Genomic DNA, 19,704 nt, shown 5'->3' on the forward strand with positions numbered 1-19,704 from the left:
CCTTTTGAATCTATCGTACTGTTTACCTGACTAGAGCGAAACTCCGCGTTTCCACGGGATGAAGTCATCTTGGCCAAGGCGCTGTGCGTGAGTTAATTTACCACTTGCTACGGCGATGATTTCTTCAAGTAAGGCATCGGCATTTTCGGCAATGGTCTCCTCTCCTGTTACGACCGTACCGCAATTAAAGTCAATCACATCTGCCATTTTATCGGCTAATTTCGAGTTGGTTGACACTTTCATCACGGGGCAAATGGGGTTTCCTGTGGGCGTTCCTAAGCCCGTCGTAAACAGAATCACGGTTGCACCTGCGGCGGTTTTTCCCGTGGTTGCTTCTACGTCGTTGCCTGGAGTACATACCAACTGCAAGCCTTTCTCGTGGGAAATTTCCGTGTAGTTGGTCACGTCCTGAATTGGTGCCGAGCCTCCTTTTTTCGCTGCTCCCGCCGACTTGATAGCGTCCGTAATCAAGCCATCCTTGATGTTTCCAGGCGAAGGATTAAACGCAAAGGCCGAACCTACGGCATCGGCTTTGCCCGAATAATCACGCATGAGTTTTTCAAACTTGGCCGCTTTTTCTTCCGTCACACAACGGTTGAGCAATTCTTGTTCAACCCCATGTAATTCAGGAAATTCAGCCAACAAAGTTTTTCCACCCAATGTCACTAAAATATCTGATACTTGTCCCAAAACGGGGTTTGCCGAAATACCAGAGAAACCATCCGAACCACCACATTTCAACCCAACTACCAGTTCGGTAATAGGCACGTCTTCGCGCTCGCATTCGTTGGCTTTAATCAACCCCAAGAACGTTTGCTTAATCGCCGCCGACATCATCGCCGACTCCGTTCCTTGCTGTTGTTCAAAAATATACAACGGTTTATCAAACTTAGGACTACGCTTGTGGATTTCGTCCATCAAGATTTTTTCTTCCGAGTTCTGACAACCCAAACTCAACACCGTCACACCTGCCACGTTGGGGTGAACGGCATAAGCCGCAAACAATGAGCAAAGCGTGTGGGCGTCTTGGCGTGTACCTCCGCAGCCACCTTCGTGGGTCAAAAACTTAATCCCGTCAACGTTTTTGAAAGGGCGATTTAAGTCATTCGACCACGGGCGAGGCGTTGAAGAATCGGTGAAAGGCGCTAATTTTTGAACCGTTTCTAACTGACCATTTTGGTACAAATGCAGCATTTCGCGCACTTGGTCGCGGTACAGTTCAGGTTGTGCGTAGCCCAATTCACGCTCAAAAGCAGTTTTCAGGGTCAATACGTTGCGGTTTTCGCAAAATACCAACGGAATTACCAACCAGTAGTTGTAAGTTCCAACTTTTCCGTCTGAACGGCGGTAGCCTTTAAACGTGCGTCCCACCCACTTACTTACATCGGGCGGGGTCCAGCTATACGGCTGACGCTTGGCTGTGCTGTACGGCTCAGAGTCGTGCTTGAGGTTATAAGTGGTAATGGGTTCGCCGCGTTTGATGGGCTGTGAAGCACGGCCTACCAATACGCCATACATGGTCACGGCGTCGCCCGTTTCCAAATCGTGGGTTACAAACTTATGCTTGGCATAAACGGTGTGGGGCAAGAGATAAGATTCTCCTTCAAACTCAACAACTTCACCCGCTGGTAGGTCGCGCAAAGCTACGATTACGTTATCGTTGGGGTTTACTTTTAATACTTTGTGAAGCATTTTAACAAATTGAGATGAGTGGCGTGGCCACAGTTATTAATTATTGGTTAATCTTGTAGGTTCTACAAAGGTTGTGTCTCTCCGAGACTTTTAATGCTTGATTTGCGCTAACAATCTTTTATCGCGGTTTTCAGCGCTATGCTTATTTTTTTGGTAAAATTAGAGAGATTATGATTTCTATCAAAAGCGGGTAAGCGATTTGTGTTTACTTTTGCAGGATGGCTGAACAATTGTCCCAATTAGCTCATCCATCGACTCAATCATTCATTCAAATTCACCGCGCGGGCGGCCCCGTCATTCATCCAATGGAATTCCGTATAGAAAAAGACACGATGGGAAAGGTAGAAGTACCTGCACACGTGTATTGGGGAGCACAAACACAACGCTCCATCATGAACTTCCCGATTGCCCAAGACATTAACAAAATGCCGAAGGAAATCATTCGGGCGTTTGCTTACTTGAAAAAAGCGGCTGCTATCACCAACTTTGAGGCAGGTATCCTTCCAGAAGACAAAAAGAATTTGATTGCACAAGTGTGCGACGAAATTTTGGCAGGTCAGCTCGATGACCAGTTTCCGTTGGTCGTTTGGCAAACGGGTTCAGGCACGCAGTCAAACATGAACTGCAACGAGGTGATTGCTTACCGCGCCCACGTAATCAACGGTGGTTCGTTGTTGGACGAGAAAAAATTCTTGAACCCCAACGACGACGTCAATAAATCGCAGTCTTCCAACGATACGTTCCCGACGGCGATGCACATTGCGGCTTATAAAATTTTGATCGAAGTTACTATTCCTGGCATCCAAAAACTCCGCGATACGCTCAAAGCTAAATCAGAAGCATTTAAAGATGTGGTGAAAATTGGTCGTACGCACTTCATGGACGCTACGCCATTGACCCTCGGGCAAGAGTTTTCGGGCTATGTGTCTCAGCTTGACCACGGTTTGCGCGCCATCAACAATACGTTGGCACACTTGTCAGAGTTGGCGTTGGGTGGAACAGCCGTAGGAACAGGTATCAATACACCGAAAGGATATTCTGAAAACGTAGCGGGTCACATCGCGGCGTTGACAGGTCTTCCATTCATCACGGCCGAAAACAAGTTTGAAGCCTTAGCCGCGCACGATGCCATCGTAGAAGCGCACGGCGCCCTAAAAACGGTAGCCGTTAGCTTGATGAAAATCGCCAACGACATCCGTATGCTTTCGTCGGGACCACGCGCGGGTATCGGTGAAATCTTTATTCCAGACAATGAGCCAGGAAGCTCTATCATGCCTGGTAAAGTAAACCCAACGCAGTGCGAGGCCATGACCATGGTTGCTTGCCAAGTATTGGGCAACGACGTGGCAATCAACATCGGTGGCTCAAACGGTCACTTTGAGTTGAACGTATTTAAGCCCGTAATGATTTACAACTTCTTACACTCGGCTCGTTTGATTGGTGACGTTTGCGTGGCGTTCAACGATAAGTGTGCCGTGGGTATCGAGCCGTTAACAGAAAATATCCGTAAGCACGTCAACAATTCGTTGATGTTGGTAACGGCTTTGAACCCTAAAATTGGTTATTACAACGCCGCCGCCATCGCCCAAGATGCCCACAAGCGTGGTATTACCCTCAAACAAGCCGCGCTTGAGTTTGAACTCAAAGGCTTGGATTTCACTAAAATGACTTCCGAGGAATTTGATGAGTGGGTACGCCCCGAAGACATGGTGGGTGGATTGAAATAAGTTTGTGGTTTTCAGTTTGCCCGTTGACAGGTTTATAAAAAAAATAGTCGGCTGCCAAGGTAGCCGACTATTTTTTTTATGCGCTTGGGGCGGGTTGTGAGCAACCCTCCCCACATCAGGTTTTGTCACCTCGACGTTAGGAGAGGTCTAAAACCACCTTCCTTACGCCACTGCAATCTCCTGTGCGGGTTTTGCTGACCCAGGCACAAAAGGCAATGTCACTTGCAATACGCCGTTTTTGTACTCGGCTTTGATGCCCTCCGACTCAATGGTTTCGTCAATTACAAAGGTACGCTCAAACGAAGCCTTGGTAAATTCGTTGCGAATCCACTGTTGGTTTTCTTTGATGTCTTCTTTGGCCTGATACGCAATCGTCAACTCGTTGCCTTTGAGACTGATTTTAAAGTCTTCCTTGGCGCGGTCGGGAGCGATGACGAAGATTTCGTAACTACTTTCGGTTTTTAGTACATTGACTGGTACTCGGTATTGATTACCTGCAAAGGCACGACCGAACTGTTTTCCAAACGGGCCGAACCCCATTCCAGGGTGTCCGTGCCCACATTTTCTGTGATGATGATACATGGCTATTAAAATTGGTTAAATTTTCGTGATAGGGTGTTGAAACGAATCGTTCAAGTTTTCTTTACGGTACTGCGCTGTTACGTCCTCATAAGGTGTGTAATACGCCTGATAGCGTTTCCATTGGCGACGGCGACGACCCATCATAAGTCGAAATGCCAAACCAAAAAACAAGAAAAAGAAAAATGCTTTCAATAATAAGAAAGGCAATATGAACAGAAATAATGCGCCAAAAAATACGGCTCCGATAACTCTCAAAATAGTAAACATAGCTGTTAAATGGTTATATGGTGATGTGTACAAACCCTGTACAAATAGGATGACGATTGAAATCAAAAATTACTTTAACGAATTTCGATTTTTTTGAATTAATTTTTGCCGCAACGTTTGCGCCATTCTTCGCGCAAGCGAGTGCGTTCTTCGTCGTTCATGTGTAGCCATTTTTCCCGAAAAGCCGCTTTCTTTTGCGCGTGCTGAGCCCAAGGTGCGCCCTTGCCACGGCTAAAGTTCCCAAATAACAAACGGCACAAAATCAATAACCCCACGGCTTGCCAGTAGGAAATAAAAGCCACACCCACTAACGCAGGCAAAATAGCGTTCCAAAGCCACATGACGGCAGCGCCAAGTACCAAAACGGCCACCGCCGCAAAAAGCGGAAATAAGAAAAAATAGGCCCGACGATTGTGTTTAGTAGTCATGGTTGCGTTGGTCAAAAAAATGGTTAATCTATCAATAAATCTTGGTACAAACCCGCCAACCGTTTTCGCAAATGCTGCACAACGTAGCGTTTGCGCGAAATCAGCGTTTTGATGTTCTCACCCGTGCGGTCAGCAATCTCCTGAAACGTCTCGTCTTCGAGTTCGTTCCACACAAATACCTGACGCTGGTTTTCGGGAAGTTCGTCGAGGGCTTCCATGAGTTGTTGCCAAAACAACTCGCGGAGATAGTCACTTTCGGGCGTTCCGTCGTCGGCGAGCAATAAATCTTTGAACACGATTTCGCCGTCTTCGTCCTCGTAGCCGTAATCTTCGAGGGTTTCGGGGCGCTGCTTGCGGTAGGTGTCCACAATGCGGTTCCGCGCCACCCGATACAGCCAACTTCCCACTTGTTCAATGGCTTCTACTTCGGGCTGACTGCTCAGTTGGTACCAAACGTCCTGCAAAATATCCTCAGCATCTTCGTCGCTGCTTACGCGCTGACGAATGAAGCCAAAAAGTTGCTTGCTGTACTTTTTGATGGTTTGAACAATAGGTAGTCGTGCGGTTGCCAATGTTAATTTTAAGTGGTTAATTGGTTAGACGAACAACTTTGAAAATTACTTTAAACCGTGTAAAGTTTTTTTGCAATAGACGTTTTTGCTCGTTCTGTCGTACTGAATATAGTGGAAAAGACCTTAAAATCATTTTTTGTCATGAAAAGTCAGGGGTAAAACTTCTTCCCTCTAACTTCGTTTATATCTTTGTAGTGTACAATTTTTTCTAAACATCAACCTAAAATCTGAATGGCTGTAACTAGAGATACCTTTCCGTGGCTAAAATTTTACCCAGCGGGAATGCCCTTTGAAATTAATCCAGATGTCTATTCGTCGTTGTTAGAAATGATTGACGAAGGCTTTACCAAATATGCTTCGCGTAAAGCTTACTCCTGCATGGGCAAAGAAATTACGTATGCTGAGTTAGATAAACAATCGCGCAATTTTGCGGCCTATCTGCAAAGCATCGGCCTCCAAAAAGGCGACCGTCTTGCGATTCAAATGCCCAACGTGCTGCAATACCCCATTGCGATGTTTGGCGCATTGCGGGCAGGACTCACGGTGGTCAATACCAATCCGCTTTATACGCCCCGCGAAATGGAACACCAGTTCAAAGATTCGGGAGCAAAAGCCATTGTGATTTTGGCCAACTTTGCTTCTAACCTAGAAAAAGTACTTCCCCATACCAACATCGAGCACGTACTAGTCACCGAGATTGGTGATTTGTTGGGTTTTGGCAAAAAACAACTTGTCAATTTTGTGGTAAAGAATGTCAAGAAAATGGTGCCTGACTATGACCTTCCTACGGCAAAGTCGTTTACAGATGCATTGAGCAAAGGTGCCGCCGCCGACTACCAAAAACCTGATTTGAGAAATTCAGACTTGGCATTTATTCAATATACGGGTGGGACAACGGGGGTGTCGAAAGGTGCCATGCTAACCCACCGCAACATCATTGCTAACGTAGAAGCCAACTGCGTTTATCTGAGCCCGATGCTCAATACGATTCCCGAAGGGCAAACCAACGTGATTGTGGCAGCTTTGCCGCTGTACCACGTGTACGCGCTTACCTGCAACGCCCTTTCTGCCCTTAAAAACGGCGGAATGAACCTGTTGATTACAAATCCACGCGACATGGAGGCGTTTATCAAAGACCTAAAAAAATACAAAGTAACCACCTTTACGGGGGTGAATACGCTGTACAACGGCTTGATGAACAACCCTAAAATTGGCGAAGTTGATTTTAGCGGCCTCAAAATAACCTCGGCGGGAGGAATGGCACTACAAAAAGTGGTGGCCGAACGATGGTACAAACTCACGGGCAATTTACCAACCGAGGGCTACGGCTTGTCTGAGACATCGCCCGTACTTTGCGCCAACCCACTGAAAACCACCGACAACTGCGTTGGTACCATCGGAATCCCCTTCCCTAGTACCGAAATGCGCATCATGCGCGACGATAGCACCTGGGCAGATGTGGGCGAAGCGGGTGAAATCTGTGCATTAGGGCCACAGGTAATGCCAGGATACTACAACCGCCCCGACGAAACGGCCAAAGTGATGTTTACCGACCCTGCCGATGGCCGTCAGTGGTTCAAAACGGGTGATGTCGGGGTGATGGATGCCGATGGCTTTTTCAAAATCGTTGACCGTAAGAAAGACATGGTACTTGTGTCAGGTTTCAACGTGTATCCCAACGAAATAGAAGATGTCGTGGCGCAATGTCAGGGTGTTTTGGAGGTCGCGTGTATTGGCGTACCCGACGAAAAAACAACCGAAGCGGTGAAGATTTTTGTGGTAAAAAAAGACGAAAGCCTTACAAAAGAGCAAATTATGGCCTATTGCCGCGAAAATTTGACGGCCTACAAATGCCCTAAGCACATTGAATTCCGTACCGAATTGCCCAAGACCAACGTAGGTAAAATTCTACGGAAGGCTTTGCGGGATGAGGTAAAAAAATAATTGTATGTTTTTTTCAAAACGCGACCTTCAATTTAACCTGTACCAACTGCTTGACGTGGAGCAGTTGGTGCAGTACCCGTACTTCCAAGACCACAATCGGGAATCGTTTGACATGGTACTGGACGCTGCCGAGCAAATAGCCGACAAAATGCTGCGTCCTTTACTCACCGAAATGGACCGTAATGAGCCCCAGCTTGTCGATGGCAAAATCCGCGTCCACGAAGGTATGAAAGCCATCACGCGGCGCTTTGGGGAAGATGGCTGGATAAATGCTACTTTCAGCTACGAAGAAGGCGGGCAACAACTCCCCGCCACCGTTCACAATGCGGCAGCGTTTATTTTTCAAGCCGCCAATTATTCGGCCAGTGTGTATCCATTTTTGACCACAGGGGCCGCCAATTTGATTCGGAGTTTTGGTTCTTCTGAACTGATTGATACCTACACGCCCAACATGTACAACGGCCGTTGGCAAGGAACCATGGCCCTGACAGAACCCAACGCAGGAAGCTCATTATCAGATATTTCTACTAGCGCCGAACTTACCGAAACCGCAGGCGTTTACAAAATTCAAGGACAAAAAATCTTTATTTCTTGCGGCGATCACGACGCTTGCGAAAACGTAGTTCATTTGTTGTTGGCCAAAATCAAAGGCGGTCCCGTTGGCACCAAAGGGATTTCTTTGTTTGTAGTACCCCAGCAACGCGTTACCCCTAAAGGTTTGGTGCCAAACGGCGTCACCACGGCAGGAGTGTATCATAAAATGGGCTACAAAGGCGCGCCCATTGCGCACTTGATGTTTGGTTCTGATACCGACTGTTTGGGCTATTTGGTGGGAGAAGAACACAGAGGCTTGAGTTATATGTTCCAGATGATGAACGAAGCTCGGGTTGGAGTCGGCACCAACGCGGCGGCCATCGGTACGGCGGCTTACCACGCTTCGTTGGCCTACGCCAAAGAGCGCCCGCAAGGCCGACCCATCGCGGCCAAAGACCCCACCCAGCCTCAGACGTTGATTATCCACCACGCGGATGTCAAACGAATGTTATTATTTCAAAAGTCGGTGGTCGAAGGTTCGCTGTCGTTGTTGTTACAATGCGGACTTTGGGCCGATATTGCCCACGTAGCCCAAGGCACCGATAAAGAAAGAGCCGAACTTTTACTTGATTTACTTACGCCCATTGCCAAATCATATCCGTCCGAAATGTGCTGCCAAACGACCAGTGCAGCCGTGCAGATTTTGGGAGGCGCAGGCTATACAACAGATTTCCCACTTGAACAATATTACCGCGAAGCCCGCATTCACCCGATTCACGAAGGTACAACGGGGATTCATGGGCTCGATTTGTTGGGCCGAAAAATTACCCTCAAAGGTGGAAAAGCGGTACAATTGCTGGCCGAAGAAATGCGTCTAGCCATTGCGCAGGCCAAAGCCGCCGCCAACGAACCAAAGCTCCCTATTTGGGCCGAGCAGTTAGAAAAGGGATTGCTCAAAGTTCAACAAGTAACGGCGCATCTGTTGGCGATAGCTCCGCAAAATGTGGAGGCATTTTTGGCCGACGCCACCCTGTACTTAGAAATGTTTGGAATTACGACTATCGCTTGGCAGTGGCTCAAACAAGCAACCGAAGCAAACAAAAAACTGGCAGATGCCAACGCTGATTCAGAACGCCATTTTTATCAAGGAAAAATAGCTACTGCTCATTATTTCTTTGAGTATGAACTGGTAAAAACTACGGCACTGGCGAAGCGTCTTCTTAGTCAGAGTCGAGCAACGGTGGAGATGCAACCCGAGTGGTTCTAATTTTACAAATCGTATAAAAACAAAAAAGCCGTGCAGAAGATCCGCTCGGCTTTTTGACTTTACTCAACGTTATGAAAAACTCTTTATTTTGACTCTTCTTATAATAAGAAGTAACATCATTAGTAAATGTAGTAGCTTCTAGTTTACTTAAAGACAGCCTATTTTGGCGGCAGTCGTTTAAATAACTCTACAAAGTTAGTGACTTATTCTGGTAGAAAGAAATACATTTTGCTGAAAAAAAGATAAAAATCAACAAATAGCCTACGAAAAGGCTAAAAAGGCTATGTTCTACCGTATTTTTAGTACAAATTTTTCCACTAAACTTACGATTAGCCCGCCTAAACCTACCAAAAGTAGCCTGAACTTATTTTACTGAATCGTAAATCAGTCTTGAAATATCGGCGAGTGCTTTTACTCCTTCTTTGGGGTTGGTTAGTTTCTTTGACAATAAAACTAGCACATATTTTCGCCCATCGGGAAGAAATACGATGCCCGAGTCGTGCTGAACTCCCGTAATGGAACCTGTTTTGTGCGCCACGTTGACATTGGTGGGAAGTTGGGCAGGAATAATTTCGTTGAATTTTTGGTCAAGTAAAATGCGAATCATGGCATCACAGGCTTTTTTGTTGACCGCTTTTTTCAACGCAATTTTTTCAAAAATAAGCATCAAATCATAAGCCGTGACGGAGTTGTTCAGCCCTTTCTGAAACGCTTTGGTGTCTTCCACACCGCGCAACACCTGAATATCCTGCGCCCCAAGTTGACGCATGGTCGCATTGGCATTTTTGGCGTCCACGAGGTCAATCAAAATATTCGTGGCAAGGTTGCTACTCACAATAATCATTTGGTAGGTGAGGTCATAAATCGTCATTTTTTTTCCAATTTGGCGATACATATCATCGGCGCTGTCGTCGCTAATGTCAAGCTTAAACGGGCTACCATCGACAATACTCTTGAATTCATTTTTGACCAGAATCGAATCCGTAAGGTTAAATTTCTTGGCTTTGGCTTGTTTAAAGACCTCAATCATCACGGGCGTTTTCATGGTACTAGCCGCGTGGAAGTTTTCGTGACCGTTAATGAAAAGGGTTTCTTGCGTTTGCAGGTCTTTGAAGGCTACCCCAAACTCTCCTTCCACGGTTTTGAGACGTGCCTGAATCGTCTCTTTAAGGCTAGAGATAGCGGGTTTCTGGGCAAAAACGCAAAGGGATAAACAAGAAAAAAAGGTAAGGTAGAGAAGTTTCATGTTGATGATGTTTGAACACGAAACTTACCGATTTTTTCGGAATTTAGCACCAAAAACAACAACGGCGCTGCCTAAATTAGACAACGCCGTTGGCAGATTCGTTAGGTATCGTTACTGAGGACGGTAAATTTTGATAACCCCGTCGTTTTCACTGCTGACAATCAATAAGCTTTTCTTGAGCGGGCTTTGATTGGCAGGGACAAACAAAACACCTTCGGGTGCATCGCCCGTCTTGAGAAGTTGTAAAAAAACAGGAGCAGTAGGGTTGGTAACGTCGTAAACAGCCACTGCATCGGCACGTTCCATTCCTACAAAAGCTACTTTACGCGTCCCTACTTGGCCGATGGCAATGCCTTCAGGTTCGACGCCTTTATCGTCGCTACGGGCATCGTCGTAAACTCCCGCAGCAATGCTACGTACTTCAAGCTCATTTTTGCTGTCAAACACTTGGCTTCCTGTATTTCCGTTCCAAACGCTAAACGAGCGAGCTCCCAACGAATAAATTGCCTCATATTCACTATCGCCATCGGTATTGCCGAGCGTAGTTGTGATGTTGAGACGCCCCATTTGAGTATTCGTTTTGAGGGCTGCTGCATTGGGAAAAATCGCTGGATCAAGAACGACTGAACTGTGATTTACACGACGGATTTCAGAAAAACCAGTGTATTCGCGGGCGTCACCTTCGTTGGCTGTGAAAAGATAGGGTACACCACCCGACTCAAGAACAGCAATGGCATCGGGCTGATACATCCCAAAAGCAGGCCATTTTTTCAACGCAATGGCATTGTCTTGGTCGCTGACGTCGATGGCGTTTTCGTCGAGGTTATAATTTTTGAAACCTAATGGAAAAATGGTAGTAATCGTTTTTGACGTAAGGTCAATTTTGGCAATGGCATTGTTTTCTTGCAACGTCACCCAAGCTGTTTTTGAATCATCCGAGACGGTAATATATTCGGGTTCAATGTCTTGGGCAAAGCTGGCGTTTAGTCCAAAAATACGCAATCCTTTGGCCATAAGCGCCGCTTGTTGGGGAGCAAAACCTGCAAAATCAAGGGTTTTTACCGAATAGTTGTCATCGACAGAAATAATAGAAACGCTTCCGACGGGGTCGATGGTGTAGGCGTCGTTGGGTTCTCCTTCGTTGGCAGTAAGGATATAACGACCATCAGGAGAAAATGTAACCATGTCAGGCAAAGCACCTACAGGAATTACTTTGATTTCTTTTTGGTCAATCGTGTTGAATACGACAACTTTGCCAGGGTCGGTTTTGGTTGCGGACTCAATGGCGGCAGCTAGTTTACCGTTGAAAATACTCAAGCTATTCACCGCTCCGCCGTAGGGAGCCATGCTGATGTTGCCAATGACTTTGAGTTGGCTATTGCTGGCCACCTCAATAATATCAATTTTATTGACATTGCTATTGTTGACCACAAAAAGGCGGCCTGTAATAGGGTCAAAAGCGCTGATTTCGGCCGCACCTGTGTCACCGATGTCGATGCTGGCAATTTCGGTAAAAGTAGCGGGGTTTTCATTGGGTGCAGGGTCGAGACGGTGGTCGGCACAAGCATATACAAACAACAATAGCGTGAGGGGTAAAAGTATCTTTTGCATAGACGAAATGGATTAAGCTGCAAAAGTACTTTCGCGATATTACCCTTATTTCACGCAATTGTTAAGGCCAAATGAAGTTTTGAATCGATTTATGGGTGTTTTTTTACAATTCGTTTATAACCAGAGGCAAAATGCTAGGTTTCGGTCTGACTGTCGTCTGACCTAGGTGTGGCAGTGGGTCGGGGTGTGTTACTCGCGATAGGTCGGGGTGTGAGCACCCCGACACACCCGTGCAGAGGGATGCTCACATCCCGACGATCAAGTGCAGAGGGGTGCTCACACCCCGACGTGTATGCACAACCCAAAGGCTAGACCAGTGAAACTTTTTTGCCCCCCGCTGCGATAGATTTGTAAACGGCTTCAATCACTTTCATGTCTTTAAGCCCTTCTTCGCCCGTCATATTTGGATCAGGTTTTCCATTTAAAATACAATCAGCCAGGCCGTCCATTTGCCACGTTTGGTGCATTTTGGTGGTGTCCCAGCTCATTGCGCCTTGGTGGGTACGCCCTTTGATGGGACCATAGCCAAACGCTGGACTGAGTTCAACGTAGCCTTTTTCCCCGATAACATACAACCGTTCTAGGTTATTGAAGTTATAGGTTGTCACGCACGACGCAATCGCTCCACTTGGGAAGCCCATTTGCCAAGTGATGGTTTCGTCCACCTCCTTGAATTTAACAGGGTCGGTTTTGGTTTCTTCCGCCGATACCCAAATCGGTTCTTCTCCCGTGGCATAACGCGCGCCGTTGATGCAGTAAATGCCCACGTCCATCATAGCTCCACCACCCGCTAAGGCTTTTTTGAGGCGCCACTGTTTTGGGTCACCAATTTTAAAACCGTCGTAGGTATTTACGTGTAGAATCTTGCCCAACTCTCCCGATTTTCGAAGGCGAATCAACTCACGGGTATAAGGCTCAAAATGCAAACGGTACCCAATATAAAGCTTGACATTAGCTTTTTTACAAGCCGCAATCATCTCTTCGGCTTCTTTGACCGTCACCGACATGGGTTTTTCACAAATCACGTGCTTACCCATTTTGGCCGCCCGAATCACGTATTCGTGGTGCATAGAGTTGGGGAGCGTAATATACACCGCGTCGATGGCGGGGTTATCTTTGATTTGTTCAAAATTTTGGTAGCTGTAAAAATTGGCTTTGTCCAACCCAAACTTGGTACTCCAAGTATCAATTTTAGTAGGGGTTCCTGTGACACCTCCTATGAGTTTTGCCAATTTACAATCTTTCATGGCCGTAGCCACGCGGTCGGCGTAACTTCCCAATCCTACCAAAGCCACGCCAAGTTGCTTGCCATCGGCGGGTAACGCATGGGCTTGTTCAGGAAAAGTAGTAGTAGCCAATGATAACGTAAGGGCAGACCCGCCCACTTGGCGAAGAAAATCGCGACGAGAATTCATAAAAAAGAGCTGGATTAGTTTCCATTAAAAGCAGCTACATCGCTTTTTCTTTCGGGCTTGTCCAATAATTTTACGGTATCTTTAAAGTTTGCGTATTTTTGGCCGTTCATTTTTAATTGTTGTCCCAAACCAAGCATTTGTTACAACTCATCTCAACTAAAACCTCCATGAGAAAACCACTATTGTTTTTGACGGGCTTACTTCTGAGCTTACAGGCTCTGGCCCAACTTCAATCTCCTACGCAATTCTTTGGTTTTGCACCAGGGGAACAAATGGTACCTACCCACCGTCTTTATCAGTATGCTACGCACGTATCGCAGCAAGTACCTACCAAAGTAAAATTGATGTCGTACGGACAAACATTTGAGAAACGCCCACTGATGATGGTCGTAGTGAGTTCGGAAGAAAACATTAAAAATATTGACCAAATCCGTACCGATAACCTCAAAAGCATCGGTTTGATGGCGGGACAGCCAACCAGCAAAACGCGTCCTGCGATTGTGTGGATGAGCTACAACGTCCACGGAAACGAAGTAACCAATTCGGCGGCATTTCCCAAAGTATTGCACGAACTACTGGCAGGTGGAGCTGTAGCCGACAAGATTCTAAAAAATACCGTGGTTATCTTAGCTCCTTGCCTTAACCCCGACGGCCACGACCGCTACGTGAACTGGTACAACCAAAAAATAGGAGTAACAGCCAATGCCAACACATCAGCTTGGGAACACGGCGAGCCTTGGCCAGGAGGACGTTGGAATCACTACCTCTTTGACCCCAACCGCGACTGGGCGTGGCAGACCCAAGAGATTATGCAACAACTCGTGGCGACTTTTCAACAGTGGATGCCGCAAGTACACGGCGACTTCCACGAGATGGGGCCCAACAGTCCCTACTATTTTGCACCATCAGCCAAGCCCTACCACGAAGACATCACACCATGGCAACGTGAAATGCAGGATGTGATTGGCACATACAACAAACGCTATTTTGACCGTAACAACTGGCTTTATTATACGCGTGAACGTTTTGACTTGTTTTACCCAAGCTATGGTGATACTTGGCCTACTTACAACGGTGCGATTGCCATGACCTACGAGCAAGGTGGCGGCGGCATCGCTGGCTTGGCCTACGAACGCCCCGATGAAGGAGATACCCTTCGCCTGACCCACCGCGTGGCGCACGTATCGGCGGCGAGTATTGCCACCATGGAAGCCATCGCCGACCGTTCGGGGAAAGTAGTAGAAGAGTTTGTGAAATTCTACGACCGCAACCAAAATAGTCCCATTGGCCTTTATAAATCGTACGTTGTAAAAACAGCAGGCGACGAAGGCCGCGTAAAAGCGTTGAAAACATTGTTGGATAAAAACCAAATCCGCTACGGATACGCCAACGACAGCCGTGCGTTGACGGGCTACAACTATTTGACGCAGAAAGACGAGGCTTTTAAAACTGAAGCGGGCGACTTGGTCATCAGTGCTTACCAACCCAAGTCAAACCTGTTGAAGATTTTGTTTGAAATCAAACCAATGCTTGAAGACTCGGTAACTTACGATATTACATCTTGGTGCGTGCCGTTGGCGTACGGTGCCAAAACGTACGGCGTAAAAGAGCGACTCACTCCTAACCCACAAGCACCCGCCAGCAGCCCACAACCTGCGATTAGCGGAAAGCCTTACGCTTATATTGTATCGTGGAAATCGGCGGAAGATGCCAAGTTTTTGGCCGCCATTTCAAAACAAAAAGTACGGGTTCGGGCAGCTGAAAAGACGTTTGACATGGGCGGCAAAACCTACGCCGCAGGTACGCTCATTATTACCAGAGCTGGCAACGAAGGGTTAGGCGATTCGTTCGATAAAATTGTGCAGGCCGAAGCCACTAAATTTGGCGTAGCACTCAGTGCCACAGAAAGCGGTGCCGCTTCTAAAGGCTCTGACTTTGGCTCTGACTATGTCTATAACCTCAAAACAACGCCACGGGTTGGGCTTCTAGCAGGTGAAGGAACGACCGCTACCAACGTAGGCGAAATCTGGCATTTCTTCGACCAAGAACTCAGCTACCCGCTGACGCTCATCGACCCAAACAGCCGTTTTGGCGCAGGTATTCCATTTGCAAAATTGGACGTATTGATTGTCCCATCAGGCTTTGGTTCACTTATTCGTGAAAGTCAATTCCCTGCCTTGCGCGAATGGCTCCGCAACGGTGGTCGTTTGATTTTGTTGGAAAATGCTACTAGCCTCTTGGCCGACAAAGAAGGCTTTGGCTTGAAAAACAAAAAAGACGATAGCAAGAAGTCAGACAAAAAGAATGATGACGATAACCTGAAAGCGTTTGCCAACCGTGAGCGTGAGTCGGTGTCAGACGAATCGCCAGGAAGCATCTATAAAATCAAATTGGACAATTCGCACCCATTGGCATTTGGATTCCCTGACCACTATTTTGCCCTTGTCAACAACGTGTACAACTACGATTTCTTGAAAAACGGCTGGAACGTTGGCTACTTAAAAAGCGAAAAAGATGGCTATGTAGCTGGTTTTACGGGTAAAAACGTCAAAGAAAAACTTCCTAACTCACTTTTCCTTGGTGTAGAAGAAGTAGGTCGTGGCAAAATCGTTTACATCGCCAACAACCCACTTTTCCGTGGTTTTTGGTACAATGGTAAATTGTTGTTCTCCAACGCGGTGTTTATGTTGCCGTAGTGGTTTCATACTTGAAAACAATCAAAAAAGCGGCTGCTCTCATAAGGGCAGCCGCTTTTCGTTTATTAAGAGGTCGTTGTTGACTACAACAACCCTTCGCGAGTCATAATGGTCGTGAGCTGTACGCCTAGGTCATCAGAGGCTTTCACCAATGGTAAGCGGACTTCGCTGCTGCAAATGCCTTTGATTTCGAGGCATTTTTTAATACCAACAGGGTTTGATTCTGCATATAACGGCCCGTCCATATCCAAGAAACGATACTGAATGGCGGCGGCTTCGTCGGGACGATTTTCGAGGGCGTGCCACGTCATTTCAGTAAATTCTTTCGGGAAAGCGTTGGCAATCACCGAAATAACTCCTTTCCAGCCAATACTAATCATGGGTGAAACGTGGTTATCATCCCCCGAAATCAACAAAAAGTCGCTTGGGCACAGTTTTGCCAACTCCATGTATTGATCAAAATTGGCGCACGCGTCTTTGATACCAATGATGTTGGGGTGTTTGGCGAGTTCTACAATGGTTTCGATTTTCATGTTTACCACCGTACGCCCAGGTACGTTATACAACAACACAGGCACAGGACTCGCGTCGGCAATGGCCGTAAAGTGGGCAATTAAACCACGCTGTGAAGGCTTGTTGTAATAAGGACATACCGACAAAATAACATCTACGCCCGAAAGGTCGGTTTGTTTCAACGTTTCCAACACAGCACGGGTGTTGTTACCACCTAAACCATATACAATTGGGAGCTTTTTGGAATTATTATCTTGAACAAACTTCAACAAATCGAGCTTCTCCTGAGCAGTAGTGGTAGAGGTTTCGCCCGTTGTACCTTGAACAACAAGGTAATTTACACCGCCATCGCTTACAAAATCAATGAGTTTTTTGAGCGCCGTGTAATCAATATCGTGGTTGGTGTCGAAGGGGGTAACTAAAGCCACGCCCACTCCTAAAAATCGGGTATCCATTTGATTTGTGGTACGGACAACTTGCCCGTCAATATATACTGGTAGATGATTGGTAGATTGAGGCCACAAAGGTATTAAAATTTGTCAATCTATTGCTTCTAAAATGATATTACACGCTTCCCTAATTTGGTCATCTGTAATCACAAGCGGTGGTGCAATTCGCATGGAGTTATCGCAAAACAAAAACCAATCGGTGATCACGCCTGTGCCCTGTTTTGCCCGCAATATCGCGCGGTCGATGATGGGTTTTAGCACTTCAAACGACTCAAATTCGACCGCCAACAGCAGCCCTTTCCCTCGAATTTCTTTGATGGAAGGATGCTGTAACAACTCACGGATAAGCTGCCCTTTCGCGACGGCGCTTTCAGCAAGCCCTTCTGACTGAATCACTTCTAGCGTAGCCAACGAAGAAGCACAACTCACAGGATGTCCACCAAAGGTAGTGATATGTCCTAAAATGGGATTGTTTTTAAAAACAGCCATGATACTTTTGGACGAAATAAACGCCCCAATGGGCATTCCCCCCCCCATGCCTTTGGCACACAATAAAATATCGGGTACGACCCCAAATTGCTCAAACGCCCAGAAGGTTCCCGTTCGTCCAAACCCCGTCTGAATTTCATCATAGACCAACAAAGTACCCGTTTCCGTACAGCGCGCGCGCAAGGCTTGGTGGTACGCAACGTCGGGAACACGCACACCCGCTTCGCCCGAAATCACTTCGATGATGATAGCCGCCGTTCGGGTAGTAATTAGGGAAAGGTCTTCCAACACGCCAAAGCGAATGTGGCGAACATCGGGAAGCAAGGGGCGGAAATTTCGTTTAAAAAACTCGGCTCCTGCCAAGCTCAACGCACCTTGGGTACTGCCGTGGTAGGCATTGAAACAAGAAATGATTTCGCTGCGTCCCGTAAATCGCTTGGCGAGTTTCATGGCTCCCTCGACTGCTTCCGCGCCTGAGTTGGTGAAATAAACGTTGTCTAATTCTCCTAGACCTATAAGGTTTTCGGAAACCTTATAGGTCTCACAGCTCTTTACCAACGCCTCAGCCAGTTTCACTTGGGGCGTTTCGATGTACTCCCCGTACACCATCAAGTGCATGTATTTATCTAACTGCTGATGAATGGCTTTCAGCACGTGAGGATGTCGGTGGCCTGCGTTGCTAACCCCAATCCCCGAAATCATATCAACGTATTTTTCGCCGTTGGCACCGTAAAGATAAATGCCCTCCGCGCGGTCGATGTCGAGTGCAAGCGGGAAATCAGAGGTTTGGGCGAGGTAATTATAAAAAAGCTCGTGACGATTCGTCATACTATTCAAAACAATGGTATCAAAAAGCGATTTACGAATAAAATAAACACGTCGCACAAATTAATATGCGACGTGTCTGAACTACTCTTCAAATTGTTGATAAAGAAACTCCCAAGTGATTAATAGCCTGGGTTTTGTACTAATTTTTTGTTGGTATCAATCTCACGTTGTGGAATTGGACAAACCAAGTTGTTGGCGCTGAAAGCTGTTGTTCCTACCGTTCCTTTGGTACGCTTGATGTCGTGGATTTGTTGACCTTCAAACGCTAATTCCAATTTACGCTCTTTCAAAACAGCCGCAATCGTCAACGATGTAAGCGGTGCTAAACCAGCCCGTTCGCGAATCAAGTTGATGTCGGCCAAAGGCGCAGCTCCTACCGTTGTTCCTAAGCGGAAATTTGCTTCGGCGCGCGTAAGGTACATTTCGGCCAAGCGAAGCACTGGAACGTCACCAAAACGGTCGTTAAATTTGCTAGTGAATGTACGTGAGCCTGCGTTGCTAGTATTAAAAAACTTACCACGCACGTCACTTGCTTCGTAGAGCGCCAAGTGTTTTGTTTGAACACGAATGTCACCACGCCCTTGGTTCAAGGCAGAAGCATAATAAGTATTCATGTCGTTGGCACCATCTTGGTCAGTTACTACAATGCTGAAGATGCTTTCGTTGTTATCATCAACAAAGGCATTGGCAAAATCAGGTTCAAGTTCAAATTGCCCCGATGTAATCACGCGGTTGGCCGCATCACGCGCTGAAGCATAGTTTCCTTGCATCAAATACACGCGCGACAAAAGGGCAATGGCAGGCGGGTATTTGGCCAATTGCTCCGCCTTTGTGAGGTCATCAATGATTTGCGCATACACTTCTGCTACGCTATTGCGTGCTTTGTAATCTTCGTCAGTGACCGAACGAGTAGGATTCAACACCAACGGTACGCCTAAATTGGCCGCATTATCACCGTCACCCCACGCTTTGGCATACAATCGTACGAGTTCAAAATAAACAGCTGCGCGAATAAAACGAGCTTGCGCTTCAACGGGGCCTCGGTTAGCAGTGCTTACTTTATCGAGCGCGCTCAAGACGTTATTGGCACGGTTAATCGCCGAGTATGAGTTGTTCCAAGTGAGCGTAGTTTGGGAGTTACCAGGCGTCATGGTTTTGCGCCATATTTCGTCCAGCGTCGTAAATGTTCCTCCAAATACCACTTCACGGTCATCCCCAAGAAGGTCACCTGCATATTGGAAAGCACCCCCATATACATTGATGCTACTCATACCGTCATAAGCCCCTACGAGGGTTACGGTTACGTCTTGTTCGGTTGCCAACGCTGTCGATTCGTCGATACTTTGAGTTGGCTCTACATCGAGTCGGTTGGCACAGGCAGCGCTCAAGAGCATTACTGAGCCTGCAAGTACAAGAGATTTAATGGATGTATTCATTGTGTGAA

General features: G+C 46.8%; 15 protein-coding genes. 4 read left to right on the forward strand and 11 right to left on the reverse strand.

Translation table 11 applies throughout. The features are described 5' to 3' along the window. Positions 1-30 precede the first annotated feature (30 nt). Positions 31-1,692: a UxaA family hydrolase gene (locus K339_RS0104450; protein ID WP_028522541.1), complete on the reverse strand. Its 1,662-nt coding sequence runs from the start codon at positions 1,690-1,692 to the stop codon at positions 31-33. A gap of 305 nt (positions 1,693-1,997) precedes the next feature. On the opposite strand from K339_RS0104450, the gene fumC reads away from it, so the two are divergent. Beyond that, a complete protein-coding gene (gene fumC / locus K339_RS0104455) occupies positions 1,998-3,419 on the forward strand; it encodes a class II fumarate hydratase (RefSeq protein ID WP_028522542.1) in 1,422 nt (473 codons plus the stop codon). 162 nt (positions 3,420-3,581) lie between these two features. Here the strand turns inward: fumC and K339_RS0104460 are convergent, their stop codons facing one another. The 4 genes from K339_RS0104460 to K339_RS0104475 form a co-directional block, all read right to left on the reverse strand. Then, positions 3,582-4,001, reverse strand: coding sequence for an Hsp20/alpha crystallin family protein (locus K339_RS0104460; RefSeq protein WP_037299211.1), 420 nt, complete (start codon positions 3,999-4,001; stop codon positions 3,582-3,584). Positions 4,002-4,016: 15 nt separating this feature from the next. Continuing rightward, on the reverse strand, positions 4,017-4,268 hold the full coding sequence (locus tag K339_RS0104465) for a hypothetical protein (protein WP_028522544.1): 252 nt from the start codon (positions 4,266-4,268) through the stop codon (positions 4,017-4,019). Positions 4,269-4,366: 98 nt separating this feature from the next. Further along, positions 4,367-4,696 carry a hypothetical protein gene (locus K339_RS0104470; protein ID WP_028522545.1) on the reverse strand — a complete coding sequence of 110 codons (330 nt, stop codon included), beginning with the start codon at positions 4,694-4,696 and terminating at the stop codon, positions 4,367-4,369. A gap of 23 nt (positions 4,697-4,719) precedes the next feature. Then, entirely contained in the window at positions 4,720-5,268 is a 549-nt protein-coding gene (locus K339_RS0104475) for an RNA polymerase sigma factor (RefSeq protein WP_028522546.1), read from the reverse strand. A 231-nt stretch (positions 5,269-5,499) separates the two neighbouring features. Here K339_RS0104475 and K339_RS0104480 point away from each other — a divergent pair, with 231 nt between their 5' ends. Then, a complete protein-coding gene (locus K339_RS0104480) occupies positions 5,500-7,212 on the forward strand; it encodes an AMP-binding protein (RefSeq protein ID WP_028522547.1) in 1,713 nt (570 codons plus the stop codon). Positions 7,213-7,216: 4 nt separating this feature from the next. Next, positions 7,217-9,013, forward strand: coding sequence for an acyl-CoA dehydrogenase (locus K339_RS0104485; RefSeq protein ID WP_028522548.1), 1,797 nt, complete (start codon positions 7,217-7,219; stop codon positions 9,011-9,013). A gap of 364 nt (positions 9,014-9,377) precedes the next feature. On the opposite strand, the gene K339_RS0104490 is transcribed toward K339_RS0104485, so the two are convergent. The 3 genes from K339_RS0104490 to K339_RS0104500 form a co-directional block, all read right to left on the reverse strand. Beyond that, a complete protein-coding gene (locus K339_RS0104490; RefSeq protein WP_028522549.1) occupies positions 9,378-10,259 on the reverse strand; it encodes a serine hydrolase in 882 nt (293 codons plus the stop codon). A gap of 111 nt (positions 10,260-10,370) precedes the next feature. Next, positions 10,371-11,870 (reverse strand): choice-of-anchor I family protein, encoded by a 1,500-nt coding sequence (locus tag K339_RS0104495; protein WP_028522550.1) that lies wholly within the window; start codon positions 11,868-11,870, stop codon positions 10,371-10,373. A gap of 308 nt (positions 11,871-12,178) precedes the next feature. Next, the gene (locus K339_RS0104500) at positions 12,179-13,285 is read right to left on the reverse strand and encodes a Gfo/Idh/MocA family protein (RefSeq protein ID WP_028522551.1); all 1,107 of its coding nucleotides are present in this window, start codon (positions 13,283-13,285) and stop codon (positions 12,179-12,181) included. A 167-nt stretch (positions 13,286-13,452) separates the two neighbouring features. Between K339_RS0104500 and K339_RS0104510 the strand changes: the two genes are divergently transcribed. Beyond that, complete coding sequence (locus K339_RS0104510) at positions 13,453-15,981, forward strand: M14 family metallopeptidase (protein ID WP_028522552.1); 2,529 nt, start codon at positions 13,453-13,455, stop codon at positions 15,979-15,981. A gap of 83 nt (positions 15,982-16,064) precedes the next feature. On the opposite strand, the gene dapA is transcribed toward K339_RS0104510, so the two are convergent. The 3 genes from dapA to K339_RS0104525 form a co-directional block, all read right to left on the reverse strand. Next, complete coding sequence (dapA, locus tag K339_RS0104515) at positions 16,065-16,949, reverse strand: 4-hydroxy-tetrahydrodipicolinate synthase (RefSeq protein WP_028522553.1); 885 nt, start codon at positions 16,947-16,949, stop codon at positions 16,065-16,067. Between the two features lie 84 nt (positions 16,950-17,033). Next, on the reverse strand, positions 17,034-18,260 hold the full coding sequence (locus K339_RS0104520; protein ID WP_037299212.1) for an aspartate aminotransferase family protein: 1,227 nt from the start codon (positions 18,258-18,260) through the stop codon (positions 17,034-17,036). A gap of 119 nt (positions 18,261-18,379) precedes the next feature. Next, on the reverse strand, positions 18,380-19,696 hold the full coding sequence (locus K339_RS0104525; protein ID WP_028522555.1) for a RagB/SusD family nutrient uptake outer membrane protein: 1,317 nt from the start codon (positions 19,694-19,696) through the stop codon (positions 18,380-18,382). Positions 19,697-19,704: the final 8 nt, after the last annotated feature.

Origin of the sequence: Runella limosa DSM 17973, from assembly GCF_000482465.1 — a bacterium.
Taxonomy (GTDB): Bacteria; Bacteroidota; Bacteroidia; order Cytophagales; family Spirosomataceae; genus Runella; species Runella limosa.